Annotated in this window: 24 protein-coding genes, 1 pseudogene and 1 riboswitch; of the genes and pseudogenes, 12 read left to right on the top strand and 13 right to left on the bottom strand. The window is 65.5% G+C overall.

All coding sequences use genetic code 11. The features are described from left to right. Positions 1-3 precede the first annotated feature (3 nt). The 4 genes from AC5Y4N_RS06010 to AC5Y4N_RS06025 form a co-directional block, all read right to left on the bottom strand. Positions 4-1,092: a galactokinase gene (locus AC5Y4N_RS06010; protein WP_499906151.1), complete on the bottom strand. Its 1,089-nt coding sequence runs from the start codon at positions 1,090-1,092 to the stop codon at positions 4-6. After that, positions 1,082-2,164, bottom strand: a complete 1,083-nt coding sequence (gene galT / locus AC5Y4N_RS06015; protein ID WP_499906149.1) for a galactose-1-phosphate uridylyltransferase — start codon at positions 2,162-2,164, stop codon at positions 1,082-1,084. The genes AC5Y4N_RS06010 and galT overlap by 11 nt, the downstream gene beginning before the upstream one ends. Before the next feature lie 14 nt (positions 2,165-2,178). Next, the gene (locus tag AC5Y4N_RS06020; protein WP_499906147.1) at positions 2,179-2,688 is read right to left on the bottom strand and encodes an LppP/LprE family lipoprotein; all 510 of its coding nucleotides are present in this window, start codon (positions 2,686-2,688) and stop codon (positions 2,179-2,181) included. Positions 2,689-2,823: 135 nt separating this feature from the next. Further along, complete coding sequence (locus AC5Y4N_RS06025; protein WP_499906145.1) at positions 2,824-3,981, bottom strand: zinc-binding dehydrogenase; 1,158 nt, start codon at positions 3,979-3,981, stop codon at positions 2,824-2,826. A 59-nt stretch (positions 3,982-4,040) separates the two neighbouring features. On the opposite strand from AC5Y4N_RS06025, the gene AC5Y4N_RS06030 reads away from it, so the two are divergent. The 7 genes from AC5Y4N_RS06030 (at position 4,041) to AC5Y4N_RS06060 (ending at position 9,661) form a co-directional block, all read left to right on the top strand. Further along, positions 4,041-4,343: a hypothetical protein gene (locus AC5Y4N_RS06030; protein ID WP_499906142.1), complete on the top strand. Its 303-nt coding sequence runs from the start codon at positions 4,041-4,043 to the stop codon at positions 4,341-4,343. Between the two features lie 78 nt (positions 4,344-4,421). Beyond that, on the top strand, positions 4,422-4,682 hold the full coding sequence (locus tag AC5Y4N_RS06035; RefSeq protein ID WP_499906140.1) for a hypothetical protein: 261 nt from the start codon (positions 4,422-4,424) through the stop codon (positions 4,680-4,682). Between the two features lie 267 nt (positions 4,683-4,949). Then, positions 4,950-5,387 (top strand): hypothetical protein, encoded by a 438-nt coding sequence (locus AC5Y4N_RS06040; RefSeq protein ID WP_499906138.1) that lies wholly within the window; start codon positions 4,950-4,952, stop codon positions 5,385-5,387. 34 nt (positions 5,388-5,421) lie between these two features. Continuing rightward, positions 5,422-7,164, top strand: coding sequence for a hypothetical protein (locus AC5Y4N_RS06045; RefSeq protein ID WP_499906135.1), 1,743 nt, complete (start codon positions 5,422-5,424; stop codon positions 7,162-7,164). Further along, on the top strand, positions 7,161-7,463 hold the full coding sequence (locus AC5Y4N_RS06050; RefSeq protein WP_499906131.1) for a hypothetical protein: 303 nt from the start codon (positions 7,161-7,163) through the stop codon (positions 7,461-7,463). Before AC5Y4N_RS06045 ends, AC5Y4N_RS06050 begins: the two co-directional genes overlap by 4 nt. Then, the gene (locus AC5Y4N_RS06055; RefSeq protein WP_499906128.1) at positions 7,460-8,080 is read left to right on the top strand and encodes a hypothetical protein; all 621 of its coding nucleotides are present in this window, start codon (positions 7,460-7,462) and stop codon (positions 8,078-8,080) included. The genes AC5Y4N_RS06050 and AC5Y4N_RS06055 overlap by 4 nt, the downstream gene beginning before the upstream one ends. Positions 8,081-8,113: 33 nt before the next feature. After that, positions 8,114-9,661: an AAA family ATPase gene (locus AC5Y4N_RS06060; protein ID WP_499906366.1), complete on the top strand. Its 1,548-nt coding sequence runs from the start codon at positions 8,114-8,116 to the stop codon at positions 9,659-9,661. 33 nt (positions 9,662-9,694) lie between these two features. On the opposite strand, the gene AC5Y4N_RS06065 is transcribed toward AC5Y4N_RS06060, so the two are convergent. Then, positions 9,695-10,087, bottom strand: a complete 393-nt coding sequence (locus AC5Y4N_RS06065; protein ID WP_499906126.1) for a PIN domain-containing protein — start codon at positions 10,085-10,087, stop codon at positions 9,695-9,697. Positions 10,088-10,089: 2 nt separating this feature from the next. Next, positions 10,090-10,332 carry a type II toxin-antitoxin system Phd/YefM family antitoxin gene (locus AC5Y4N_RS06070; RefSeq protein ID WP_499906124.1) on the bottom strand — a complete coding sequence of 81 codons (243 nt, stop codon included), beginning with the start codon at positions 10,330-10,332 and terminating at the stop codon, positions 10,090-10,092. A 64-nt stretch (positions 10,333-10,396) separates the two neighbouring features. Here AC5Y4N_RS06070 and recC point away from each other — a divergent pair, with 64 nt between their 5' ends. From recC to recD, 3 genes are read left to right on the top strand one after another with little or no spacing between them, the layout of a single operon-like run. Next, on the top strand, positions 10,397-13,630 hold the full coding sequence (recC, locus tag AC5Y4N_RS06075) for an exodeoxyribonuclease V subunit gamma (protein ID WP_499906122.1): 3,234 nt from the start codon (positions 10,397-10,399) through the stop codon (positions 13,628-13,630). Next, positions 13,630-16,911 carry an exodeoxyribonuclease V subunit beta gene (recB, locus tag AC5Y4N_RS06080; RefSeq protein WP_499906120.1) on the top strand — a complete coding sequence of 1,094 codons (3,282 nt, stop codon included), beginning with the start codon at positions 13,630-13,632 and terminating at the stop codon, positions 16,909-16,911. Before recC ends, recB begins: the two co-directional genes overlap by 1 nt. Beyond that, positions 16,908-18,599, top strand: a complete 1,692-nt coding sequence (gene recD / locus AC5Y4N_RS06085) for an exodeoxyribonuclease V subunit alpha (protein WP_499906118.1) — start codon at positions 16,908-16,910, stop codon at positions 18,597-18,599. The genes recB and recD overlap by 4 nt, the downstream gene beginning before the upstream one ends. A gap of 6 nt (positions 18,600-18,605) precedes the next feature. Here the strand turns inward: recD and AC5Y4N_RS06090 are convergent, their stop codons facing one another. Beyond that, complete coding sequence (locus AC5Y4N_RS06090) at positions 18,606-19,070, bottom strand: DUF1942 domain-containing protein (RefSeq protein WP_499906114.1); 465 nt, start codon at positions 19,068-19,070, stop codon at positions 18,606-18,608. An 85-nt stretch (positions 19,071-19,155) separates the two neighbouring features. On the opposite strand from AC5Y4N_RS06090, the gene AC5Y4N_RS06095 reads away from it, so the two are divergent. Then, positions 19,156-20,178: a TIGR03617 family F420-dependent LLM class oxidoreductase gene (locus AC5Y4N_RS06095; protein WP_499906111.1), complete on the top strand. Its 1,023-nt coding sequence runs from the start codon at positions 19,156-19,158 to the stop codon at positions 20,176-20,178. Between the two features lie 471 nt (positions 20,179-20,649). Here the strand turns inward: AC5Y4N_RS06095 and AC5Y4N_RS06100 are convergent, their stop codons facing one another. The 6 genes and pseudogenes from AC5Y4N_RS06100 to AC5Y4N_RS06125 all read right to left on the bottom strand — a co-directional run bounded on the left by AC5Y4N_RS06100 (position 20,650) and on the right by AC5Y4N_RS06125 (position 25,568). Continuing rightward, positions 20,650-21,240, bottom strand: a complete 591-nt coding sequence (locus AC5Y4N_RS06100; RefSeq protein ID WP_499906105.1) for a hypothetical protein — start codon at positions 21,238-21,240, stop codon at positions 20,650-20,652. Between the two features lie 238 nt (positions 21,241-21,478). Beyond that, a complete protein-coding gene (locus tag AC5Y4N_RS06105) occupies positions 21,479-21,820 on the bottom strand; it encodes an SWIM zinc finger family protein (protein ID WP_499906103.1) in 342 nt (113 codons plus the stop codon). 29 nt (positions 21,821-21,849) lie between these two features. Continuing rightward, positions 21,850-22,230 (bottom strand): hypothetical protein, encoded by a 381-nt coding sequence (locus tag AC5Y4N_RS06110; protein ID WP_499906100.1) that lies wholly within the window; start codon positions 22,228-22,230, stop codon positions 21,850-21,852. Further along, entirely contained in the window at positions 22,223-23,164 is a 942-nt protein-coding gene (locus AC5Y4N_RS06115; RefSeq protein WP_499906098.1) for an ADP-ribosylglycohydrolase family protein, read from the bottom strand. The genes AC5Y4N_RS06110 and AC5Y4N_RS06115 overlap by 8 nt, the downstream gene beginning before the upstream one ends. Before the next feature lie 8 nt (positions 23,165-23,172). After that, a pseudogene (locus tag AC5Y4N_RS06120) lies at positions 23,173-23,787 on the bottom strand (ADP-ribosylglycohydrolase family protein); the annotation flags it as partial. Next, positions 23,744-23,855, bottom strand: a riboswitch (SAM riboswitch). Its footprint overlaps the pseudogene before it by 44 nt. A 57-nt stretch (positions 23,856-23,912) precedes the next feature. After that, positions 23,913-25,568: an NERD domain-containing protein gene (locus AC5Y4N_RS06125; protein WP_499906095.1), complete on the bottom strand. Its 1,656-nt coding sequence runs from the start codon at positions 25,566-25,568 to the stop codon at positions 23,913-23,915. 132 nt (positions 25,569-25,700) lie between these two features. On the opposite strand from AC5Y4N_RS06125, the gene AC5Y4N_RS06130 reads away from it, so the two are divergent. Further along, a complete protein-coding gene (locus AC5Y4N_RS06130) occupies positions 25,701-26,663 on the top strand; it encodes a hypothetical protein (RefSeq protein WP_499906093.1) in 963 nt (320 codons plus the stop codon). Positions 26,664-26,745: the final 82 nt, after the last annotated feature.

A 26,745-nucleotide genomic window follows, 5' to 3' on the forward strand; every position in this document is an offset into this window, starting at 1 on the left:
GCGTCAGCATTCCATGGCGCCGGGCCCTGCCGTCGTGCGCGTGACCGTCGGCGCGGGATAGCCGGCGCGGTGCGTGACGTTGCGCACGGATTCCGCCACGTCGTCGAGCCGGTTGAGGGGAACGAGTGCGATGACGCAGCCACCGAAGCCGCCGCCGGTCATCCGCGCACCCAGCGCTCCGGCTCGTACCGCAGCGTCGGCGATCAGATCGATGTGGTCGCTGGTGATGTCGAAGTCGTCGCGCATTGATCGGTGCGATTCGGTGAGGATGGCGCCAGCGCCTTGGAAGTCCCGATTGCCCAGCGCCGCAACGAAATCCAGCACCCTTCGGTTTTCGGTGAGAACGTGGCGTGCGCGACGTGCGTCGACGCCGGTGACCGTCTCGAGCGCTGCGAGGTCTTGCACGGCACGCAGGGTCGAGACGCCGAGGGTCGCGGCAGCGCGTTCGCATGAAGCGCGGCGGGCTGCATACTCGCCGTCGGCGTGGCGGTGCCGGGAGCGTGAGTCGATGAGCAGCAGCGCAACGTCGGATGCATCGGGATCGAACGGGACGGGCTGCACCGAAAGCGATTGGAAGTCAATGAGAATCGCGGTGCGCGGTGCGCCGAAGAGACTTGCCAATTGGTCGAGCAGTCCGGTGGGGGCGCCGACGTAGTGGTTCTCGGCCGCTTGCGCGATCTGCGCCTGCTCGACGGGATTCAGGCGTAGGCCTTTGGCAGTGATCAGTGCACCCAGCACTGCGCACTCCAGCGCCGCTGACGACGCCAGACCCGCGCCGATCGGGAGATCACTCGAGATCGACATGTCGCCGCCAAGCACCGGATAGCCGGCACGGCGCAGTGCCCATAGCACGCCGGCGACGTAAGCCGCCCAGCCGCTGACATCGCCGGGGGCAGTGCCGAGTGCGATCTGAGCAAGACCGTCTGCTGCGTCGCTGCGTACGGCCAGCGTGGCGGAACCGCTTGGCGCATAGGTGACGACGGTCCGTTGGGGCAGTGCGATCGGCAGCGCGAAGCCGAGGTTGTAGTCGGTGTGCTCGCCGATCAGGTTGACCCGCCCAGGTGCGGCATAGCGGATCACGTCAAGCCTCACGCAGACGCTGCGCGGTGCCTTCGGGTGTCACGTCGCTGATGAACGCGTCCATGGCCGATTCCGAGGCGGCGAGGTACTTCAGTTTGGTGGCGCTGCGGCGGATCGACATCAATTCGACGTGGAAGTAACCCTCACGCTGGACGTCGGTGTCGGCGTACTGATGCAGCGCGGACATGTAGGGCAGGGGCGCTGAATACAGGCGGTCGAAGCGGCGCAGGATGTCGAGGTAGATCTCGGTGAACTCGTCGAGTTCGTCGTCGTGGAGGTCGGTCAGGTTGTGTACGAACCGGTTCGGGTAGATGTGGACTTCGACCGGCCAGCGGGCGGCGAAGGGGACGAACGCGGTGAAGTGCCCGGTCTGCCGGACCACGCGTCGGCCGTCGGAACGCTCGGCCTGCAGGAGATCTTCAAACAGGTTTGTGCCATGACGTTTTCGGTGACGGCGTGCTTGGATCAGCATCACCTCGGTGCGGGGCGTGAGGAACGGGTAGCCGTAGATCTGGCCGTGTGGGTGGGTCAGGGTCACACCGACTTCCTCGCCGCGGTTCTCGAAGCAGAAGACTTGAGCGATGCCAGGTCGAGCCATCAGATCAGCGGTGCGGTGACACCATGCGTCGACGACGAGGCGGGCGTGCGGCTGGTCGAGCGCGGCAAACGAGCCAGTGTGGTCGCTGCAGAAGCAGATGACCTCGCAGCGGCCGCGGCTGGGCGCGGCGGTGAAGAGGTTGCCGTCGGGTGCGGCGAGATGGTCGGTCGCGTGGCCGGTGAAGCTCGGGAAGCGATTCTCGAAGACCACGACGTCGTAGTCGTCGGCAGGAATTTCACTGGTCAGGCCGGAAGGGCTTGGGCAAAGCGGACATTCGTCGGAGGGCGGCTTGTAGGTGCGGTCTTGGCGGGCCGTGGCGATCGTGATCCACTGGCCGGTCTGCCGGTCAAAGCGCAACTCGGCCAAGGCATGTTCGTGTTCGGGCAGGGACCGTCGGTCGGTGACCGGCATCGGGGTATGGCCGGGTAACGCGAAGAACAAGAGCTCGCGGCCGTCGGTAAGGGTCCAGGCCAGCGGCTCGGTCATATGTTGGCGGCTGCCTACGGGATAGGCCAATCCTGGCGGGGCGGGATGGGATCGGCCATGACGGCACGGGCGCCGTCCCAGTAGTAGCGGACCGGAGTGACCTTGCCGTCAGTGCAGGTTCCGCAGGTGCGGCCGGACACGTAGTCGACGATCAGGGTGTCCTTCGTGGATGCAGCCACGTCGATGGTGGTGAAAGGTTGGCCGCGAGTGAGCGCGTTACCGACGTAGTTGCCGCGGTTGAACAGGAAAACCTGGCGGGGGGACGACGGCTTGGCCATGTCGATGGTCAGGACGACGCCGGAGAGGTTCGCGCACGGGTCGAAATTGCTCATGACCGGGTTGGGGTTCCAGGGTCCTTGCGTCATGGACTCGTGGCGATCGTGGGCGGTTGCGATGGCGATGGCGGTGGCTTGATCGGGGCCGCATGCCGGTGGGGGGTCTGCGGTTGCAGTGGGCAGGCCGCCCAGGATGCCCGCAAAGGCGCACACCGCTGTTAAACTCGCCACTGCTCGGCTGATCGCCATGGTCACCTCCGCGTCGACTGTCGCCCTTGCGAAAGTATCGTGCCCGCGAGCGTTGATCGAGGGTTTTTGAGCGCATTGTCCACTTCGGCCACAGCGGCCACAGCTCTCGCTCATGAGGCAAATGCACAAGCGGTATCACGGGCTTGTCGCATCGCTTCTCGGGTCGATCAGGATCTTTGCGTGCTTGTCGGGATCGGCAAGCATGTCGAACGCAGATTCAACACCCGGCAGCCCGACCGTCCCAGTAATCAGCGGTGAGGCGTTGACCTTTCCGTCCGCGAGCATGTGCAGCGTGTCGCGGAATTCCAATGGCGTGTAGCCCAACACGAATCGTAGGTCGACCTGTTTGTTGATCGCCATCGCCGGACGGATGCGATCTGCACCCATGCACACGCCGGCCACCACGATCCGGGAGAATAGGGGTGCATCGGCGATGATGCGGTCGATCATGCCCGGCACGCCGACGCATTCGAAGATCACCGGACGCTTGGGCGCCGCCGCCCCCACCACTTCCGCGGCCCGCAACAAATGCCACCATGGCACGCGCAGCTTGTGCAGCGTTTCGAGCGCGCTGATGCGTCCGAAGGCGTCGGACACGGTGTCGAGGTGGCCGCGGCCGGCGGCCGCCTCGTACGGCGACTCCTGTGCGGGATCGACTACTGCGTCCGCTCCGCACGCGGTCGCGAGAGTACGTCGAGCAGACGACAAGTCGCTGGCGATCACGGTGCGGACACCGACGGCCTTGAGCATGCAGATCACCGCCAAACCGATCGGCCCGCAGCCGATGACGATCGCGACGTCGCCCTTGCCCACGTCGCTGATGCGCACAGCGTGCAAGCCGACGGCCATCGGCTCGGTGAGAGCGGCTACCTCAGGTGCCAACCCGTTCGGCACCGGGAACGCCAACATCTGCTCGATGAGAAGCTGCTCGGCGTAGGCCCCCGGCGCTTTTGTGGTCAGCCCGATCGCATGCACCTCCTTGCCGCGGCGCAACAGCGGCATCGCGACGACGACCGTGCCGGGGCGTGGCGACTTCCTGGTACCTGGGCCGTAATCGACTATCTCCCCGCAGAATTCGTGCCCGAACACGACTTGCTGATCCGAGCGCATGAAGTCGTCGTACCCGGACTCGGTCATCACGTCGGCGAGTTCGTCGCAGTGGTGTCGGGCGTGCAGGTCCGAACCACAGATACCGCACCGGAGGACGTCGATGAGCAGCTGGCCCTTCGCGGGTGTCGGGACCGGCAGTTCGACGACCTCGAGCGTGGCCTTGGTACAGGCGACGGCTTTCATCCGTCGAGCGTACGACCGATACGCGTGCGCTCGACAGACCAATGCGGGAGGCTTGAACCATGCGCACCGTGTTGTGGGCTGGGGCTGCGTCGATGTTCGTCGTCATAATGCCCACAGCGGCGAGCGCCGTCGCGGATCCGACTGCCACCGAGGTGATCAATGTGGTGGCAGTCGACGTGAACGGCCTACCGCTCAACGGCTATCACGTGGTGGCCCGGCAGAGCTCCCCCGACCTGGCAAGCTGCAATGCCCCGTCACCGGCCGCCACCGCCGCCGACATCTACGCCTGCGAACCGAGCGAAGCCGCCGCCCAAGTGTGCTGGCCGGCCCCGGGCTCGCTGTTGTGCGCGACGGATCCTTAGAGCAAGACACTGCGCCGGTTCCCCTCCCCTGGACCCCTTCCCACCGTCCAACCGCCCGCGACGCCGATACCGTTCGCGATGCTTCTCGACGACGGCACCCGCTGCATCCTTCCCAACGGCATCGACTTCGGCGGCCGCGCCGACGGCACCGTTCCGATCTACGGATGTGAACGCAACCTCGGCGTGCTGGCGCCGCCGAATTGGAATCCGGCCGACGCGATCGACCGGACCCGACCCCTGTGGGCCGTCTTCGTCGGCCAGTTGGGTCCGCGGGACACGCCGTTCCAGCCGCCGATACGCCACACGGTGACGACGGCGTGGTTCGCCACCAACGCCTGACGATATTGCGTTCGCCCCATTCCTTTAAGGACCTTTGCCCCTTTGCTGTGGGACGGCTCGCCCATACTCTGACGACGAAGACCGGCAGCTGACGTCACCGCGTCAGGTTTGCCGGAGATTACAGAATCGTCCACATCGACGGTGCATGTCTTCTACGCTCATGCAACCGAGGGGGTCTCTGATGCTCGTCATCGCCGGCCGGGAGGAGTCCCGGTGAGCTATGTATCGCGGCGCCGTGTTCTGCAGCAGCCGGAATCTCGCCTCGTCATGCCCACAAACGTGACCGCCACGACTGCGCCAGCCAACAAGATCGTGGTCGACCGGCAGCAAGTCACCAATCGAGTACGGCCGCGCTCCGCTGACCTGATGTCGGCGATCGCGAGTCTGGACACGACGGTCGATGCAGCCGCCCGTACACAAATCATGGACTGGGTTCGCCAGCAGTACGACGCCCGCCAGGGCGGCATGCTCATCGGCCTGTTTTCGAAGTGCTACCTCGGTCCCCCGTTCGTCGACCACAAGCTGAGCCTGACCCACACAATTCTCGAGCACTACTCTCCCGGCGACGATCCCGGATTCCCTTATAACCAGGCCCGCGGCTTGGCCTGCAGCGGCGCCTATGCCTACGTCGAGATTTACTCCGACGGCGCAATCGTTCCGGTCCGCACCGACGGCACCTCTGTGGATTTCACGCCCGCGACCTAGAAACCAGCACAAACCTGAAGAGAGCACTACCTGTATGAGCAACGGATACGTCAACCTCGCCCCGGTCATCAGCGCGATCAACAGCGTCGGCCGCGACATCTCCGTCCTGAGCAGTCAAGTCAGCGCCGTCGACGCCAATGTCGGGCGCGTCTCCGCAGACCTCACCTCTGCCAGAAGCGAACTCAACCAGTTGCGCGCGGACTTCGAGGCGTTCGTGCGGCAGGCGGAGCGCACTGCAGCAGTCCAGCGCTCCGAGACCGTGATCGGCAATATCGAGGCGCAGCTGGAACGTGAGTACGGCCATTACAAGATTGTTAGGCGCACCTCGATCGGCACGTTGCAAGCCTTCGACATCGGCAACGTCAGCAACCGCACGGTTCAGCAGATCTCAGAGGAGCTGATGCTGCAGACGCCGCAGTACTGGCTGGCCCCGGCTCTCGTGGCGCTGGCCGCATGGTCACGCGATAACCAAGACCTCGCCACCAGGTCTATCGACGCAGCCTTCAGCCGCGACCCGCAGAAGACCAGCCTGTTCTTTGCACTGGTCCTGCGCCGTCAGGCGCGATTGGAGGCAGCTGGCCGGTGGCTGCGTCACTACCTCGCCTCGCTCGATCCGCGCGCTCTCACAAGGGAATTCGTCGTCATTTTGGAAGCCGCCTCCCAGGACGCGTTCGGTCCACACGGCAAGGCGATCATCAGTGAGCAACTCGACGCATGGAACGCAAAGTTCCGCAATGACCCAGGAGTCTTGCGCGCTCAGGTGGATACCTGGGTCAAAGAGATCGCCATCCATCGCGCCACTGTCGACGAGTCGCTGTACCCATACCTGTCGAAAGTGTCGCCGCAGTGGCCGCAGTGGAAAGAACTGTTAGAGCGCGCATCCGCACTGCAGTTCGTCGCCGACAAGTATGCGAGGATCCGCGATACGTCGACACCTCTGGCACATTCGGTTCAGGAGCGTCTGGACGACATCCTCGAGGTGCTCGTCACCGAATTCGACGCGGAGGAGTTGCCGTTTCAGCGCGAAGTGGTCTTCCACCGCGAAGTAATCAACAGCGGCGGTGACCTCGACAGGGCAAGAGAGAAAGCGGACGCACTCAACCAAGCTCTCGATGAGAAGTTCGACGTGGTGTCGCTACAGACACAAGCGGCCATCCGTCCGAGCATGTTTGGAGTCTCCGTGTCGGCGCAGAAAATCGCGATCGACGGAGGCCGCGGCGACTTCAAGAAAGCCATCGGCACCTACACCGCCAACTACCGCGCCGGCTATCGCGATGCCGTCGACATTCAGCTGGATCGCAACCACTCGAACTATGCAGCGGCACTGGGTTTCCCAGGGTGGAAGGCAAGTACCGGGGTCACCCAACGGGAGGCCGAAGAGTCGCTCGCCGCAACATGGCGCAAAGCAGTCGAAGCCTACCTCGAGCGGGTGCGATTTAAGGAATACAACTACGTCATCGCCGGCGGGATCGCCTTGATCGGATTGCTGTTCATGATTCTGGCCTTCCCTGTGGGGATATTCTTGTTCCTTCTAGCAGCGGGGGGTGCGGCAATCTGGCTCTGGCGCACCAAGAGCACCGCTGATCAGAAATATCGTGAAGCGCGAAACATGGCACAACAGGCACTACAGCATTCGGTAGACATCTATCGAGCCGCGATCGCCGAATTCGTCGACGCCAAACTCGCCTATGCGTCAGCCGACCAGAAAGAAGGCGCGCTACTCGCCGTCGTGGACTCATGGCCGAGATACACCACGTCCCAGGAGCAGGCATCATGACATCCCCATCTTCAGGCGCGCCGCGCGGTAAAGCCGTACGCGCCAACCGCTCTGTGCATGCGCAGGTGCAACCCGGTGTTGTGGTGCGACGTACGCGCCGAAACCCGTTCATCGCGCCGACCGCTGGTGACGACGGACCGCCGGTCTCCCGTGAGTCGCTGAGCCGCGGCAGCATCGCCAAGCCGCAACTGTCGCGCAACCGTAAGATCGCGGGCGACCTTCCAAGCTGGGACCCCCTGCCGCCGGGCGAAATCACCGTTGTGCGACCGCCTGCGTCCGCCGGGCCGCGGACGCAGTGACCGCGCCCGGCAATAGCGCCTACGAGGCTTGGGTTCTCGCGCTGAAAGCATGGGCGAAGGACCCTAACCATGACCTCAGCGGCCTCCCCCGGCTCGAAGCCGACTCGCTACCCCCGTCCGCGTATGAACGGCTGGTCGCGCACATCGCCGCCGTACAGCAGGAAGTGATGAACACCTGGCAGCGACGGCTCGAGCGCAACATCGCTCGAGCCACTACCGAACACGACTACGCCCGCACGTTCGTCGAACTTCGGGCGCTGCTTGGGCGGCGCGTACAACTCGCACAGCACCGCTCTCTTCCATCCGAAATCCAGAAGCCGCTGCTGGAAAGCGTCGAGCGAGACGTTCGACGCATTCAGCATGACCTCGAATACGCCGTCACACAGCCCGCGCGGGGCGGAGCCGTGCAGATCGCCACGCGTGAACGGCTCCTGCGGTTGGTGCGGTCGAACAGCTTCACGGTCATCTTGCAGCCCGACTACCCATTGAACTCGCTGTATGTCAACGCGAAAGCAGCCGCACCGACTGCTTCCGAAACAGCATCGCGGCCTGCCGCACCGCCTTCACTCGGACCTGTCAGGGTCACGCGGCGCCGTGTCGTCATCAACGACGGTTGACGTACGAATAGGAAGGTTTTTCCGTTGCCTAACATGGTCGGCACCGCCGAAATACTCAACCGGTACCTCAAAGCCCGAGTCCCCGTCATCATCGTGCGCAGCGCGGAGAATGCGCGAGCCCTGGAGCTGATCCGAGGTGTCGCCGGACAGTTCAAATCGATGGCTTTCTACCGACATTCGATGGCGCAGGGACTTTTCGAGTTGTCCGGGCAGGTGCAGGTCATCGACGACCGCTCGTTCGTCGGCGCCCTGGAGTACGCGTCCGCGACGTTCAATTCCCGAAGCAATGCCAACTTCGTGTTCATGGACGTCGACGAGATCGACGGTGACAATTCGACGACGCGCTACCTCGCCGAGGTCGCTCGGATAGCGGACGAACGCCAAGGGTCGTTGATCCTGATCTCGTCAAAACCGGTGTGGACAGGGCTGACTCGGCTGGGGATGACCGTAACACTCGATTTGCCCGACCTCGACGAAATGCAGGAACTGGTGACCGCGCTTGTCGAGGATCACCGCAGTGTCATGCCGATCGAGTGGGGACCGGAGGACATTCGGCACGCCGCCGAGATCCTGCTCGGTGTCAGCGAGGCGCAGGCAGTCAACGCGATGACGACACTGCTGGCGAAGGGGTTTCTGAGAACCGACGACACCGTCGAATTGTCCGAGTTCAAAGACCAGATGTTCGGCGAGACAAGCGGTATCGAAAAGGTCAAAGTTCGCGAGGAGGACAGCCGCATAGGCGGACTCACCACATTGCGGCAATGGCTGGCCGAACAAGGCGAGCTACTGCGGGCGGACCTGACCAAGACCTCACTGCACCCACCCAAGGGAGTCCTACTGGTCGGCGTACCAGGCTGCGGGAAGTCGTTGAGCGCCAAGGCTATTGCCAGTGAATGGCGACTCCCGCTGTACCGGCTCGACATGGCGTCGATCCTCGGAATGTATGTCGGCGTTTCCGAAAGCCGCCTGAAGGAGGCCCTCGAGATGGCCGACCGGGTCGCGCCCTGCGTGCTGTGGGTCGACGAGATCGAGAAGGCGCTCGCAGGGTCAGGTGACGGCGACTCGGGCGTAACGCGCCGGTTGATCGGTCAATTCCTGTACTGGTTGCAGGAATCTCGGTCCAAGGTGTTCATGGTCGCGACATCAAACGACGTGACGTCGCTGCCTCCAGAACTGCTACGCAAGGGCCGCTTCGACGAGTTGTTTTTCGTGGATCTGCCCGACGACCAAGACCGCGCGGAGATCATCCGGCTGTACTTCGACAAATACCTGCACTATGAGCCGGCGCCAGACCTTATCGACGAATTAGTAAGCATTTCAGAGGGTTTCGCCGGGTCAGACCTGGAGTGGGTGGTGCACCAGATTGCGTCGGCCGCGTTCCGCGCTGGTGAGGCGAAGCCGTCCGAGGAGTTCATCAAGGCAAAATTCACGACGGTCATGCCGTTCAGCCGGACCAACCCCGAGCAAGTCGCGGCCATTCGCGCGTGGGGCAGGGAACGGGCAATGCCCGCAGGCCGCACCGGCCATATCGATGTGCACGACGTCGGCGGAAGCCCTCGGCGGGTGGTGCTGACGAGTTGAGGAATGTTCGCGTGGCGCAGATATTCGATGCGGCTAGCTCTCGACTTCAGTTGGACGACGAACATCCACGAGGTCGCTGATGATGCGAAAGTCGCCAACGTTGAACGAAAGTAGCGGGACACCGAGGACGTTTGCGGTTGCGGCGATTGCGAGGTCGACCGCACGCCGACGCGGCTGGCCGCCACGGTTCATTACGGCGGCTGACAGCCGGCCCCATTCGCGGGCCACATCATCTGTGATCGGGTGCGGGTCGAACGTGGCTTCAATCGCTCCAAGCCGGACCGCACGGCGGGCGCGTTCGTCGTCATCAATAGCGACCAACACACCGAAATACAGCTCTGCGATAGAAGCGACGCTGATCGCCGCCTCGACACCATTCGGCGCTGCCTCACCGACGAGCACGGAGGTGTCGAGAAGCGCACGCATCGCTACTCGAACGGATCGACCAGCGAGGCAGGAAGTCGCTCGAGATCATGCTCCAGTGTCTGCGGAGGGGCTGTGCGCCAGATGGCCTGCAGCGCCGGGCCGGTAACCCATCGCCGGTGCCGAGTGGGCCCGAGCCGAGCCACCGGTCTGCCGGCAACCGTTATCGTCAGCTCCTCGCCAGCCTCGGCGCGACGCAGCACCTCGGCGACGTTGTTGCGGAGTTCCTTCTGCGGGATCGTGGCCACAGCGCCGAGGGTAGCAGAATTGCTACCACCGCGATGTCGGTGCCGCAGCATATCGTGACCGTCAATGCTTCATCTCCACCGTGCCGAGCGCACCGACCTCCTAGCTGACGGCCTCGGCAAGCTGCTGTCCGACCCGCTCCCCGACCCGTTCGCCGAGGAGCTCGTCATCGTCCCCGCCAAGGGCGTCGAACGCTGGCTCAGCCAGCGCCTGTCCCACATCCTCGGCCGCGCCCACGAATCCGACGGTGTCTGCGCCGGCATCGCGTTCCGCAACCCGCAGTCGCTGATCGCGGAGATCACCAACACCGTCGACGACGACCCCTGGTCCCCCGACGCGACGGTGTGGCCCCTGCTCGACGTTGTCGACCGAAGCCTCGACGAGCCGTGGTGCACGACGCTCGCCACCCACCTCGGCCACTTCGCCTGCGGCGAAGAAAAGGAACTCAGACAGGGCCGGCGCTACGCCGTCGCCCGACGCCTCGCGGGGCTTTTCGCCTCTTACGCCCGCCAACGCCCACACCTGCTCGAAGCGTGGCTCCGCGGCACCACCGAAGGCCTCGACCGAGACCTCAGCTGGCAACCCGAACTGTGGCGCGCACTCGTCCACCGCATCGACGCCGACCCACCGCACATCAGGCACGCCAAAACCGTTGCGCGGCTGCAGGAGTCGCCTACTGACCTTCCGCAAAGACTCTCACTGTTCGGCCACACCCGGCTGGCGATCACCGATGTCGAGCTGCTGCAAGCGCTAGCCACCCATCACGACCTTCACCTGTGGCTGCCGCACCCCAGCGACGACCTCTGGCACAAGCTCCAAGACCACCACGGCCCCATCCTGAGAAAAGACGACACCAGCCACCGCCACGTCGAGCACCCGCTGCTGGCCACACTCGGCCGCGACCTCCGTGAGCTCCAACGCAACCTGCCGGAGCCTCACACCGACGAATATCTGGGCGGCACAACCAAACCCGACACGCTGCTCGGCTGGCTGCAGCAAGACATCACCGCCAACGCCATCAGGCCCGAAGGGCGCAGACACACCACACACGACCGCAGCATCCAGGTCCACAGCTGCCATGGGGCGGCCCGCCAAATCGACGTGCTCCGCGAAGTCTTACTCGGCCTGCTCCAAGACGACAAGACGCTGGAGCCGCGGGACATCCTCGTGATGTGCCCGGACATCGAGACCTACGCACCGCTGATCGTCGCGGGCTTCGGCCTCGGCGACATGATCAAGGGCGTCCATCCCGCACACCAGCTGCGCGTCAAGCTCGCCGACCGCGCGCTGACGCAAACCAACCCGCTGCTCGGCGTCGCGTCCCAACTCCTGGAACTCGCCGGCGGCAGGGCCACCGCCACCGAAGTGCTCAACCTCGCACAAGCCGCGCCGGTAAGAGCCAGGTTCGGCTTTACCGACGACAGCCTCGAAGACATCACTCGCTGGGTGCGCCAGGCCAACATCCGGTGGGGCTTCGACCGCGTGCATCGCCAGCCGTTCGGCGTCGACTTCGTCCAGAACACATGGCAATTCGGCATCGACCGCGTGCTCGCCGGTGTCGCCATGTCCGACGACTCACGCGCCTGGCTCGAGGCCACCCTGCCGCTCGACGACGTCAGCAGCAACCGCGTCGAACTCGCCGGCCAGCTGGCCGAATACATCGACCGCCTCAGGCATGCCGTCGAAAATCTCAGCGGCACAAAGCCATTGAACGAGTGGTTGACCGATCTCACGGAAGCCATCGAACTGCTCACCCGAGTCGGCGACGACGATGTCTGGCAGACCAGCCAGCTGCAGCGCGAATTCGGCGGCGTGCTGACCCACGCCGGAGATCGCACGGACACACCGATGCGACTGCCGGACGTCAAAGCAATCCTGCAACGCCACCTCGCCGGACGCCCCACACGCGCGAACTTCCGCACCGGCACGCTGACCGTCTGCACGATGGTGCCAATGCGCTCAGTGCCCCACCGGGTCGTGTGCCTCGTCGGACTGGACGACGGCGTGTTTCCGCGCCAAGGTGTGGTCGACGGCGACGACGCGCTCGCCCGCAACCCGATGACCGGCGAGCGGGACATCCGTTCGGAAGACCGCCAACTGCTGCTCGACGCAATCGGCGCGGCCACCGAGAAGCTGGTCATCACCTACACCGGCGCCAACGAATACTCGGGGCAGGAGCGGCCGCCCGCAGTGCCACTGGCCGAACTGCTCGACACCCTCGACATGACGACGGAACGCCACGTGCGCCACGACGTCGTCGTCAAGCATCCGTTGCAGCCCTTCGACACTCGCAACGTGATCCCTGGCAGATTGATCCCCGACGAACCGTTCACCTTCGACCCCACCGTCCTCAACGCCGCCCACGCCCGCGCGGCGGACCGGCACCCACGTCCACCGTTCATCGACGGCCCCCTTCCCGAGCCAGTACCCGACTACGTCGTGCTCGCCGACCTCGTCGCCTTCTTCAAAGATCCGGTGAAGGGATTCTTCAGGGCACTCGACTTCACGCTGCCGTGGGAGGTCGACGGCGTCGAGGACGCCATGCCCGTCGACATCAACGCGCTCGAGGAGTGGACGGTCGGCGACCGGATGCTGCACGACATGCTCAACGGCATGGACCCCGACCAGGCCCGGCATGCCGAATGGCGCCGCGGCACCCTGCCGCCAGGTCGGCTGGGTTGGCGTAAGGCCACCGAGATTCGCGACCAGGCCGCGCTGTTGGCTGAGACCGCCCGGCCATATCGACACGCAGAGCCCAGCGCGGTCGACGTCGACATCCATCTCGACGACGGCCGGCGCCTGACGGGCACGGTCTCACCCGTCTACGGGAATCGGCTCGTGTCGGTGACGTACTCGAAGCTCGACGGCCGCCACCTGATGCAGTCGTGGATCCCGTTGCTGGCGCTCGTCGCTCACGCTCCGCAGTCAGAGTGGGCGGCAATCTGCGTCGGTCGCCCGAAGCGGGGCACCACACCGAAAACCGATGAGCTGACCGGGCCGGCCGACACCGCCTTGAAACTGCTGAAAGACCTCGTCGCCATGTACGACGAGGGCCGCCGTAAACCGCTGCCGCTGCCGGTCAAAACGTCTTACGCCTGGGCAGCGGCCGTGCACAGCCACGACGACCCGCAGCGCGCAGCCGGCTATCGGTGGCGCTCCGACCGCTATCCCGGTGAGTATGCCGACCCGGCGCACGTCCGCGCGTTCGGTGAGGACGCCTGGCTCAGGGACCTCCTCGCGAGAGGCCTCGACGAGTACGCGCAACGACTGTGGCTGCCACTGTTGAGAGCGCTTGTCTGATGGATCCTTTCGACCTGCTGGGTCCGCTGCCCGCACCGTGTTCGACTACGGTGCTGGAAGCCAGCGCGGGTACGGGCAAGACGTTCGCGCTGGCCGGTCTGGTCACGCGGTACATCGCCGAGGGTGTAGCGACGCTCGACCAGATGCTGTTGATCACCTTCGGGCGCGCTGCCACCCAGGAGCTGCGCGACCGCGTGCGGTGCCAAATCGTCGACGCCGTAGCCGCTTTCGACGATCCGACCCGTATCGGTGACAACCAAGTGATCGAGCACCTGGTCACTGGAACTGACGAAGAGCGAAACCAGCGGAAAGGACGGCTGCGCGACGCGCTGGCTGCCTTCGACGCAGCGACCATCGCCACCACGCACCAGTTCTGTCAGATGGTGCTCAGGTCGCTGGGCGTGGCCGGCGACACGGACTCCGGCGTCACGCTGGTGGAAAGCCTCGACGAGCTGGTCACCGAGATCGTCGACGATCTGTATTTGCGCCACTTCGGCAACGAGCGCGACGACCCGCTGCTCAGCCACGCCGACGCCCTGGAGCTCGCACGTGAGGTGGTGAAGAACCACGCTACCGAGCTAAGGCCCGCAGACCCCGATCCCGATTCGCGCGCCGCGGTGTGTATTAGGTTCGCCAAGGACGTTCTGGAGGAACTCGAAATCCGCAAGCGCCGCAAGGCAATTCTGGGCTACGACGACCTGCTGAGCCGGCTCGCTGACGCCCTGTACGCCGACGATTCGCCGGCTCGAGCGCGGATGCATCACCGCTGGCCGATCGTGATGGTCGACGAGTTCCAGGACACCGACCCGGTGCAATGGAAGGTGATCGACCGCGCATTCACAGGACGCTCCACGCTGATCCTCATCGGCGACCCGAAGCAGGCAATCTACGCGTTTCGCGGCGGAGACATCGTCACGTATCTGAAGGCGGCCGAGACAGCGGGCACCAGGATGACGCTCGGCAAGAACTGGCGCAGCGACGGCGCGCTGGTGCAGCGGCTGCAAGCCGTGCTGGGTGGCGCGCAGCTCGGTGACCCGCGGATCGTCGTGCACAAGGTCGACGCTCATCACCAAGGATCACGTTTGAACGGCGCCGGTAACCCGTTCCGGCTCCGCGTCGTGCGCCGAGAAACGTTGGGCCGCAGCGGAATCAAGGTACTGCCGATCGCCGAACTGCGCGACCACATCCCCCGCGACCTTGCCGCTGACGTCGGCCATCTGCTGGCCAGTGGTGCCACGTTCGACGGCCGCCCGATCGAGGCGCGCGACATCGCGGTGATCGTCGAGAACCACAAAGACGCTCGCGCTTGCTACCGGGCCCTGTGCGACGCGGGCATCGCGGCGGTCTACACCGGTGACACCGACATCTTCACCTCCGAAGCCGCCGAGGACTGGCTGTGTCTACTAGAGGCTTTCGATCAGCCGCACCGCTCGGGCATGGTTCGCGCCGCCGCGGCGACCATGTTCTTCGGCAAGACCGCCGACGAGCTCGCCGACGGCGGTGACCACCTCACCGACGAGGTCGCAGAGACGTTGCGGGAGTGGGCCGGTCATGCCCGCGAACGCGGTGTCGCCGCGATCTTCGAAGCGGCCCAGCGCAACGGGATGAGCGACCGGGTGCTGTCCTGGCAGCGCGGCGAACGGCTGATGACCGACCTCGCACACATGACCCAGTTGCTGCAGGAGGCGGCGCACCGCGAGCACTTCAGCCTGCCCGCGCTGCGCGATTGGCTGCGCAGCCAACGCGAGGAGAGAAGCGGCGCAAAAGAACGCTCGCGTCGGCTCGACAATGACGCCGCCGCGGTGCAGATCATGACCGTATGGGTGGCCAAGGGTTTGCAGTTCCCGGTGGTGTATCTGCCGTTCGCGTTCAACCGCAACGTGCGGACCCGCGAAATCGTGCTCTACCACGACGGCGACACCCGCTGCCTGCACATCGGCGGCAGCGACAGCCCAGACTTCACCGCGGTGTCGCGGCTGGGTCGCGCTGAAGACGCCAGCGACGACAGCCGGTTGACGTATGTGGCGATGACGCGCGCGCAGGCTCAGGTGGTCGCGTGGTGGGCGCCGTCGAAAGACGAGCCGAACGGCGGGCTGTCGCGGCTGCTGCGAGGTCGCAATCCAGGCGAGCCACTGGTGCCGAATCGCTGCGTGCCTGACAAACTTTCGGACGACGACGCACTCGTGCGGTTCAAGGAGTGGGAGGCGGCCGGAGGTCCGGTCGTCGAGGAGTCGGTAGTGCGGCCGGTGCCTGCGTTGCCACCACAGAAGGCGCCGTCCCACCTCGGGGTGCGGCACTTCCACCGGTCCATCGACACGTCGTGGCGGCGGACGTCGTATTCGGGGTTGATCCGCGCCGCCGAGTCGTCTCCGGTGAGCAGTGAGCCGGAAGTGGTCGAACTCGACGACGAGGTCGCGGAGATTCCGTTGGTGTCGGCGGCCGCTGGCGCGGACGTGCCGTCGCCCATGGCGGAGCTGCCGACGGGCGCGAAGTTCGGCACGTCGGTGCACGCTGTGCTGGAGACGGCCGACCCGTTCGCAGCTGACCTGGCCGCTGAATTGGAGGCACGGATTCAAGAGCACGCGGTGTGGTGGCCGGTCGACGTGCCGGCATCCGAGATGGCGGCCGCGATGGTCCCCTTGCACGACACTCCGCTCGGCCCGCTGGTGGACGGGTCGACGCTGCGGCAGATCGGCCTGAAGGACCGGATGAGGGAGATGGAATTCGAATTCCCTTTGGCCGGCGGCGATTTGCGCACTGCCGCACCGGAGATCCGGCTTCGCGACGTCGGCGAGCTGCTGCGGGCGTATCTGCCCACCGATGATCCGCTGGCCTCGTATGCCGACCGGTTGGCCGAAGCGGCACTGGGCAGTCAGCCGCTGAGGGGCTACCTGTCGGGTTCGGTGGACGCGGTGCTGCGCGTCGCCGGCCGGTTCGTGGTCGTCGACTACAAGACCAACTGGCTGGGTGACCCGAGCCGGCCGTTGACGGCCGCCGACTACACCCGCCCGCGGCTGGTCGAGGCGATGCTGCATTCCGACTATCCGCTGCAGGCGCTGCTGTACAGCGTTGTGCTGCACCGGTTTCTGCGCTGGCGACTGCCCCGGTATGCGCCCGAACAGCATCTGGGCGGAGTCCTCTACCTCTTCCTGCGAGGCATGTGCGGGCCGGACACGCCTGTGGTGGACGGCCACACCGCAGGAGTGTTCAGCTGGCAGCCGCCCGCGGCGCTGGTCACGGCGCTGTCCGATCTGCTTGATTCGGGTGAGGTGGCGGCATGACGAGCGTGGAGTGGCGGCGTGCCCGCAGCGCCACGGGGCTGCTGCGGGTGTTCAGCGATGCCGAGGTGATCGAATCGTCGGATATCCATGTCGCGCAGCGTCTTTGCGTCTTGACATCCGAACACGACGAAACGGTGGCATTGGCAGTGGCGTTGACGGTGCGGGCTTTGCGCAACGGCTCGGTATGCCTGGATCTGCGGTCAGCCGAGCAGCAGGTCGGGGTCGAGGGCTTGCCGTGGCCGGACGTCGAAGCGTGGCTTGCGGCGGTGAGGGCCAGCCCGCTGGCCGGGTCGCCACCGGTCCTGCGCGTCGACGGTGATCTGATCTATCTCGACCGCTACTGGCTCGAGGAGCAGCAGGTCTGCCGCGACGTGCTCACGATGACGTCGACCGAACTGAAGCCGGTGTCGGCCGCCATCGAGCGCTTGTTCCCGGCGGGCTTCGAAGAGCAGCGTGCCGCCGCGGAAGTGGCGCTCTCGCAAGGCTTGACGGTGCTCACGGGCGGCCCAGGGACCGGCAAGACGACGACGGTGGCGCGGTTGTTGGCGTTGCTTGCCGCCGGCACGCGGTTGCGGATCGCTTTGGCCGCACCGACAGGCAAGGCAGCGGCACGGCTACAAGAGGCCGTGCAACTCCAGGTGGCCGAGCTCGAGCCGGCCGACCAGCAGGCGCTGTCGGGCCTGCACGCAACCACACTGCACCGGCTGTTGGGCAGCCGTCCGGACACGTCGGCGCGATTTCGCCACCACCGCGGAAACCGCCTGCCGCACGAGGTGATCGTGGTCGACGAGACGTCGATGGTGTCGTTGACCATGATGGCTCGGCTGCTGGAGGCGGTGCGTCCGGATGCGCGCCTGATCCTGGTGGGCGATCCCGACCAGTTGGCGTCGGTGGAAGCGGGCGCGGTGCTTGCCGACTTGGTCGACGGTCTCGGCGAGGCCAAGGTTGCGGCGCTCACGAGGTCGCACCGGTTCGGTAAGTCGATCGGCAGGCTGGCGTCGGCGATCCGCGCCGGAGATGCGGACGACGTCGTCGAGGTGTTGCGCGCGGGCGGCAAGCACGTCGAGTGGATCGAGACCGACGAACCGGCGGAGCCGTTACGCGAAGTGGTTGTCCCGCAAGCGATTCGGCTTCGTCAGGCGGCGATCCTGGGTGATGCCAACGAGGCGCTGCGTGCGCTGGACGAGCATCGGCTGCTGTGCGCGCACCGGCGCGGCCCGTTCGGGGTTCGGTACTGGAACCGTCAGGTGGAGCGGTGGCTGGCGGAGGCGACGGGCGAGCCGATCTGGTCGGCGTGGTACGCGGGCCGGCCGGTACTGGTGACGGCCAACGACTACGGGCTCGGGCTGTACAACGGCGACACGGGCGTCACCGTGGTGCGTGACGGCGTGCTGCGCGCGGTGATCGCGGGCGCGGAGCGGCTCGAGTTCGCGACGGGCAGGCTGTCAGATGTCGACACGATGCACGCGATGACCATCCACAAGAGCCAGGGCAGTCAGGCCGATGAGGTGACGGTGCTTCTGCCGCAAGAGGATTCGCGGTTGTTGTCGCGCGAGCTGCTGTACACCGCGGTCACGCGCGCGAAGAACCGGGTTCGGGTGATCGGCTCCGAGTCGGCGGTGCGGGCTGCGGTGCAGCGGCGTGTGGTGCGGGCGTCCGGGCTGGCGGAGCGCTTGCGGTCGGCTTAGGGCGGCTTACGGAACCCAGCCCAGCAGGTCTTCGAAGCCGTTGTTGTAGACGACGCTGTTGGGCGGGGCGCCGACGACGTCGAAGTAGATCTTGCCCGTCGTGCTGGCCCCCGGCGGCAAGGGGCCGCCGCCGATACCGTCGGGTGTCCAGACTTCGGCGAGCGCGCGGTAGTTGTCGCCGTTTTCCGCGCGGGCGTTGAAGAACGCGATCATCGGGGTGACCGTGCCGGCTAGCGATTCGGCGGTCACCGTCGCTTCGTACAGCTGGCCGGCGACCGGGTACGGGATGGCGTCGGCGCTGTGGGTAAGCGCCGTGACCGTGTAGCCGATCTCCGTGCCGTTCGGGTCTTTGAGCGTCTCGCGCACGCCGAACCGCTGAATGTTGCTGGTCGCCGAGGCCGGCGCCGTCGCACTGGCGCTGATCAGCATGGCCGCCGCGACCACGCTTCCCACGATCTTCGAGATCTTCACGGTGACTCACCCCCTCGTCTCCCTGCGCGACCAGTACCCCTGGCGTCGCGCCTGCGAAACCCCCGCCCGAGCGTATTGTTCCACCGTGCAGGTCGACGCGATGACGATTCCGCAGCCGTTGAACCAGATCGGCGGGCTTGCCCGACGGACGCAGCAGGCAGGATTCTCGGGTCTGCTGTTCACCGAGACCGGTCGGACGCCTTATCTGAACGCGGCCGTGGCGTCGCAGGCGGCGCCGGGCCTGGAGCTGTCGACCGGTGTCGCGGTCGCGTTTCCACGCAGTCCGTTCGTGACGGCGGCGGCGGCATGGGAGCTGCAGGAGGCGACGGGCGGCAAGTTCCGGCTCGGCATCGGCACGCAGGTGCGCACGCATGTGGTGCGGCGCTATGGCGTGGAGTTCGAGCATCCGGGTCCGCGGCTGCGCGACTACGTGCTGGCGGTGAAGGCGTGCTTCAGCGCGTTCCGGACCGGCAAGCTCGATCACCACGGCGAGTTCTACAACCTCGACTTCATCACGCCGCAGTGGAGTGCGGGGCCGATAGACGAACCGGACCCGAAAGTCGATGTGGCAGCGGTAAATCCGTGGATGCTGCGGATGGCGGGTGAGGTCGCGGATGGGGTGCATGTGCATCCGCTGGGCGAGCCGGGGTACATCGCGCGGCATGTGGTGCCGAATGTGGCTGCGGGAGCGGCGAAGTCGGGGCGCTTGCCGTCGGAGATCGCGGTGATCGTGCCGGTGATGACGATCGTCGGCGACACCGACGAGGAACGGCACCGGGAGCGTGAGGCGGTGCGGGCCAGCATGAGCTTCTATGGCAGCACGCCGAACTATGCGTTCATCTGGGACGAGGCAGGCTTCGAGGGGACGACGGCGCGCATCCGCGAGAAGCAGAAGGCGGGCGACTTCGCGGGGATGGCAGCGCAGGTCAGTGACGAGCACATCGCGACGTTCGCGACCGAGTCGACGTGGGATCGACTGGCAGATGCACTGATTCAGAAGTACGGGGATGTCGCGACGCGGCTGGTGTTGTACAACGCGCTAGGCGATGCTGAGCGGTTCGAGCGGTATGGTGAGGTGGCGAAGTCGATCGCGTTGCGTCGCGAGTAGTCTCGGTCAGACGCGAAAACGGCGTCGGAGGAGAACACCGTTGTGCCCGACTCTTAGCGACAATTGCGTGGTGCAGTGCGCGCTTGTCGCTAAGAGCCGGGCACACGCGCACTCAGCAATCCGCGATGGCGTCACCGGCGGAACAGTTCTGCCGGACGCCCCCGGCCCCCGGTGGCCGCGGAACACCTCAGGCTAGCGCTGGACGCCGCGGTGCGCGCGGGGAATGACACCGACACCGTGGCCGCGATCGCGGACGGTGAGGTTTATCGACGGGTCTCGGCACTCGATGAAGGCATGGTTCGTGTAAACGAGCCGGCGACAATGGAATTCGCCCTCGATGAGTTGACTGGCCGCTGAGGCGCGTCGGGTCGACTGGCCGTTACCAGTCGCAATAAATCAGTTGACGGCGTGGCGGTCGGGTGCAGTTCTGTTCGACTTGCCCTTTCCCGACGACCACCCCACCGATGACTCTCACCGACGAAGAATTGAACGATCCAGCCGCTCCGCCGACCGATCACCGACGTCAAATCGTGGCTCGAGGGCCTGGACTCCGATGTGCGCCCTGCGCTGCAAGCGCTCGGCGAGCTGTTGGTGGGTGTCGTCGAACGGGAAATCGCGGAAAGCGCAGACAGGTTCACCGCCCGCTGCTTGAGCGTCCCGGACTCTAGCCACCTCCTGGATGAGGAACGCGAGTTGAATTCCGTATCCCGGTTGACCGTTCCGCTGGCCCTGGCCGAGTGGATCGACAGGCACGCTGACCTCTGCGAGATCGGTCCGGGCGAGTACACGTCTCCACCGACGTGGACGCAGACCGAGATCGGCGGCCGGCAGCATCGGCACCCGCTCTGCTTGCGGGTGCATTTCCCCGCGGGGACGCTTGACGACACCGGATGCGTCATTCACGTCGATGCGCGCGAAAGCGTTATCCACACCGCCGAAGTGAGCGCGTACGTGGCGCCCGACAACCAGGTGCACGCCCGCGCTGTGCTGGACCGGCTGGCCGCGCGTGCCAATGTGCTGAACCCGTACCGTGGCCAGGCGGTGCGCGCCACCCTCGAGCACGGACTGCGGTTCGACGTGGTCGACCTACCGTCGACCGCGACCCGCGAGACCGTCATCGTCCCCGACGAGGTGTGGACTGAGGTCGACCTAGGTGTCACCGCCGTGCGCGACCGTCACGACGTACTCAACGCACACGGTCTCGGCGCACGACGCGGTGTGCTTTTGTGCGGTCCACCGGGCACCGGAAAGTCAGCGGTCAGTTCGGTCGTCGCTCGCGAGGTCGTCGGCCATTTCACCGTCATCTATGTGGAAGCCAAGGCACTACCGCTTCCAGCGCAGGCTCAGGCGTACCGGTGGTTGTGTCGTCGACGGCGACGCGTCCGGTGTCGAGCGCGGCTAGTCCGGTTGCGACCATGTGCTTGCAGAAGTTGCCGTCGGCATGGTGGGGGCAGGTACAGGATCCGTCGGGTAGCGGACCGGACCAGTCGAGTTCCACGGTGTAGACATTGTTGGCTTGGATCGACGCGTAGGCCTTAGCGTCGGTCACCCGGAGTCCTCGGACATAACGGACGTAGTCTTCGCCCCTGGCGTAGACCAGATCACCGGCCACGTTGAGCAGCGCTGTCTCGGAAAGCGGCACGTCATCATGGTGCCCGACGCGAGGGCAGACTAGCCGCGGAACTCCCCTTGCGACGTCTCGTGCCGTTTCGCCCGCTCGTAGGGCGCATGGCCGCTGGGATCGAACCATTGGCAACCCAGGCAGGCCGCACGGTCTATGGAAGAAACTGCGTCGAGCACCACACCGGGGTGCCGTGACGGCCATGCGTCTGGGTCGTTGCCGTACACGGATTCATATGTGCGCCGAAGGTATTCGCGTTGGGCCCAGAAGCGGCGGGCGACCTCCACGCCAGTGGAACCACGCTTCCAGTCGACCCAGGCTGTCACCATGGCCGGACGGTACATCGCATCCCAGTAGGGCCCCCAGCCACTGGAATACGGAGCCGACCATTGCGTTGACGGCTTCAACGGCCCACCGTACGGGTTATTCATGGCTGCTCCTCGCGAATGCGTTCTGATGCGGTCTCAGTCGGCGCAACGCCGACCAGAGCTCCGGGTTCGGATTAGCGCCGGGTAACACCGCACGAATGTCCTGCAGCGCTTCGAAGATGTCGATGTTCCGGCGTCGTGAGCCGTACAACGTGGCGACCGCGGGCGCACGATTCTGCACTGTCATGTCGTGCACGAACACCTCGTGGCCGTCGGCGCGAAGTCGCTCAATAGCCCGCACAGTGTCGAGGAGGACGAAGTCCACGTTGGCGTTCGCGCCCCTTTCACTAGCCAGCCGCACATCGAGATGTGTTACGTCGGCCGGAATGTGCCCGTCGGCGACCGGACACAACGAGACGACGGCGTCGACTCCTTTGGGGAGCTTCGGCAGCGAAGCGGCAGCTCCGATCCACACGAAGTCGTCGCGCGGGTGACGCATCGGCCGCGGATGTTCGCGGTACACACCGTGGCTGTAGTCGAACCTCCGGATGACTTCGGGATCGACGATCTTCGTGGCGAGGTGAGCGAGGCAGTGGGTGTTGAGGCCGGGCCAGCCCTTCAACGCCAGCCGCCACTGCCACGGCACGGCCGACACCCCGTAGACGGCGCCGAGCAACGCGCCTGCGGCAGAGCCGACGGTGTCGGTGTCACCGCCGGCACGGACCGCTGCTTCAAGGGCCAGCCGCAGATGATCGGCGCGGAACACTTGGGCGGCTGGGTGCTCAGTCGGTACCGGCGTTGCGACGATGGCCGACCACACGCACTGCAGCGCAGGCACCACAAGGCTGTTGGCGTCGGCGAAATCCGAAGGTTGTGCCCGTTCCGCATCCTCGATGCGTGAACGCCACAGGTCTTGGCGACCAAATCGATGTGGCGCAGGCCTATTCGGACATCCTGCTGTCCGGTCATCACGGCGTGGCGAATCGCAGCCGACCACAGCACACAGGCGTCAGCGGAGTCCGGGTCGGGATGGGTGAGTCCGCTGATTGCACGGGCTCCGGCCGCGAGCCCACGTTCATCGTCGAGATAGCCCAGCGCGATAGGCGCCGCGCGGGTCAGCACCGCACTGCTGGCGGCGTGACGTGCCCCGAACGCGGCGGCCGCTTGACGGACTGCGTTGGCAGTAGCGCCGCTCTGGCCCAGGGCACGGAAGATTGCCCACGTTTGGGGGTCGACGTCCATGGCGTTGCGCGCCCACCAGTGCCACCGTTTGACAACGGCGTCGAGCGAACGTTCGTCGCGCAGATCGGCTCCAGCGGCCAATGATTCGGCGATTGCGACCGTCATCGACGTGTCGTCGGTCCATTCGCCGGGCCGAAAAGGGCCACGGCCTCCTCCGATCATCTCGACCGAGTGATCGGGCGGCACGAGCCCACCGAATTCATACCCAGCGCCCAATGCGTCGCCGGCGGCAGTACCGACCAGTGCGCCGACCGCCCGGTCATGTTGGGCAGCAGTCAGATTCGACGAGGACGAGTTCACGGTCACTCCCGGACATACCGGGCCTTCGGTGAGGAAGGCGCTCTTGCCGGCACCGGTTGGTGCAGGCCGCTTCGTCATCCGAGCCACCCACGAGCGTGGGGTTGGCGCACCGTCAAGTCGGAGCTTGGCGACGGTGTCTCGTGAAGCAGGGCCAGTCTATACCGCCGGGCCGACAAGTCGAGAAAAAGTTACGGCCGCGAAGTTCACTGTGCAATGTTGAGCCGGCGAGCGAGATCGGGACCGCCGACGTCTCGGATGAAGTCGGGGTCGCCGCAGACGACGAGTTGATCGCGGGCACGGGACAATCCGACGTAGAGGCGTTCGCGGGAGCGCTCGAAGCGCGACTCCTCGTTGACGATGAGCACGATGGCGCGCCGCTCCAGGCCCTTGAAGCCGAGGACATGGCCGTAGAACACCTGATCGGTGTCCCAGAATGTGTCCCAGTACGCCGTGTTGCCGCTGGCTTGGCGGGCGACTTGCTCGGGATGGCGGCTGCCGGTGGTCAGCAACGCGAGATCCTCGGGGCGCCAACCTTGTTCGAGGAGCGCGTCGATCTGGTCGTCGCCTACGTTCATGGCTTCGTCGCGGCTGCATGCGATGAAGGTGACGGCCGGCCCGTCGCCGCCGAGGAATCGCATCGGGTGATCGACCAGGGGCTGGAACGTGGTGGCGATCTGGCGGGTGTTGCGCAGGTTGTGGTCGAGGATCAGCGGCGTGAGTGGCACCGGTGGTGAGCCGTGCCGGTTGAAGACGCGCTGGCCTTCGTCGGTGAAGACGTACAGGCCGCCGGTCTCTTCGTCTTTGAGCGCGGCGAGCAACGGATCCCACCAGGCGTCGGCGAAGTCCTGCGCCTCGTCGACGACGATCGCGTCGAACCGGTGGCCGGCCTCGAGTTGTGTTGCCAGCTCGACCATCTGAAGCGGCAAGTCGTGTTCCCAGAACTGCACCGTCTCGTCGGTGCGCACTGCCTCGTCGGGACCTTCGGGTGCACCCCACAGCATGCCGAGGGCGTGGAACTCGCCGACGTACCCGGGCTTTTGACGCCGCGGCCAGGCTTCGGTGACGCGCCGCAGGTACGAGGCCAGTCCGTGGGAGTAGCAGACGAGGGCGACGCGCTGGCCGCGTTGGGACAGCCGGCGGGCCTGCTCCATCGCCAGGAAGGTCTTGCCGCTGCCGGCGCCGCCGCGGACTTCGACGCGGTTCAGCAGCCGGATGGCGTCGAGGATGACGGCCTGGTGTTCGGTCAGTGCATCGGCGGCATCTTCGTTGGCGAGAGCACGCGCGACGACATCACGTTGCGGTAATCCCTTGCCGCTCAGAACAACTCGCAGCTGAGCAATGGCGTCGGATGTGAGCAGCGGCCGGTCGAGCTCCTGGCGGATGAGGACGTGGCGCAACTGGTGCGCGATCGCGGGCATACTGCGTCGGTCGACGATCTTCCATCGAGGACATTCGGGTAACGCGAAGTCCTCGGGAAGTTCGGTGTCGGGCAGGACGACGACGTGGTCCCAACGCAGCCGTCCCTGTGTCCAGCGCGGGTCGCTCTCGACGTAGTCGCGCAAGGCGTAGCAGGCTTCGCGAGCCTGACGGACGGGTTCGATGTCGACCGGCTTGTCGCCCCGGAATTGACGCCACCCGGTGCCGTCGTGCCAGACCTCGCCGCCCTTGACCTCGAGACAGACGATGCCGGCGCCTTCGATTGCGACGACGAAGTCGATCTCGTGGTCCTTGAGGTGATCGGTGACGCGCTGGCTGGGAACGATGAAGTCGCCTGGTTGAAGTTGCTCGAGCAGAGCTTGGTAGACGCGCCGCTCAGCGCGGTTGGCGAGCCGAGGGATCTCGGTCGACGTGATCGTCACCTTCGCTGCTCCCCCATTGCTTTCCGAGGTCTCCCAGAGACTGGAACGGCTTATTTTCGGCAAGCTTCATGGTGGCATTGGGGCGATTCTTTGCGTGCGGTTTTTGTCGGCCGTCCGGAGTAGCTTGCGGCCATGATGGCAAGGGGTCGATCGCGCTACGACAGCAGCGGCGCTGGTGTCGCGTTCTTCGCTCTGGTCGTAATCATCGCGTTCATCGTGGAGTTTTTCTGGTGGATCGTCGCCGGGGCAGCGCTTGCCGGGGTGATCTTTGCCGGGTACGTGATCGTGCGGAGGGTTCTAGCTCAGCGGGCCGAGGCAGCGCTTCGGGCTGACGAACTCGCCTACCGAGCGGAGTTGGCGAGTCGCAGAGCGCAACGTAGGCAGAGCAGCGATTTGTTCGGCGAATCGATCACACACGAGCTCGCTGGTGGTGCTTTGGACGACGAACACGCCGCGGTCGAGCTGCCGGCGCTGGCACGGACGCCAGCGGAATTGGAAAGGCTGCTGAGCGAGAAGGAGCCGGGCTGGCGGTGGGTGGCGTTCGGCTCGGTTCTGGTCCAGCGGCAGGCCGCTGTGCAGTCGCGGTTGCGGGATTGCCGGCTCGGCTACTCGCCCGGTGCCGTACTGCGCCTTCGCACGGGAAGCGAAGTCGCCAACTTCGTCATGGCGCGGATGGAGGAGCTGCAGCGACTGACGGGCCTGGTCGAAGCCTTGATGTCAGCGCCTGCGTTCAAGGAGGTATTCGGCGTAGCCGAGGATGAGAGCACTGCCGATGCGGACGGCATCGTTCAGGTGGCCAACAGGTTGATGGACTACCACGAGCGGTTCCTCGAGCTCGCGGAGCAGTGCCGCGACGTGGAGGTGCCGACGGAGTGCTCTGACTTGATGCGTAATTGCATGGATCTGATGAGCATTCCGCTCGACGGCTACGAAGACTTCATCGATGATTATTTGAAGCGGCTGAAGGACATTGACGAGTTGGCGCCGTATGCGCGCGGGCCGTTCGAGGTTGAGCCAGTGCTGCTCAATTTCGACGTGGACGATCGCCTTATCGACGTGATAGTGAAGCGGGTGAAGGCGGCGAGGAATGGGTAGTTGGGACAACTCCCCAGGGCTGGTTGGGGGCTGCGCTCCCACGCCGCGGTGAGGATTTGTGACATGGCGCCCTCATACTTGC

The sequence above is a fragment of the Mycobacterium sp. NGS19 genome, assembly GCF_059813155.1.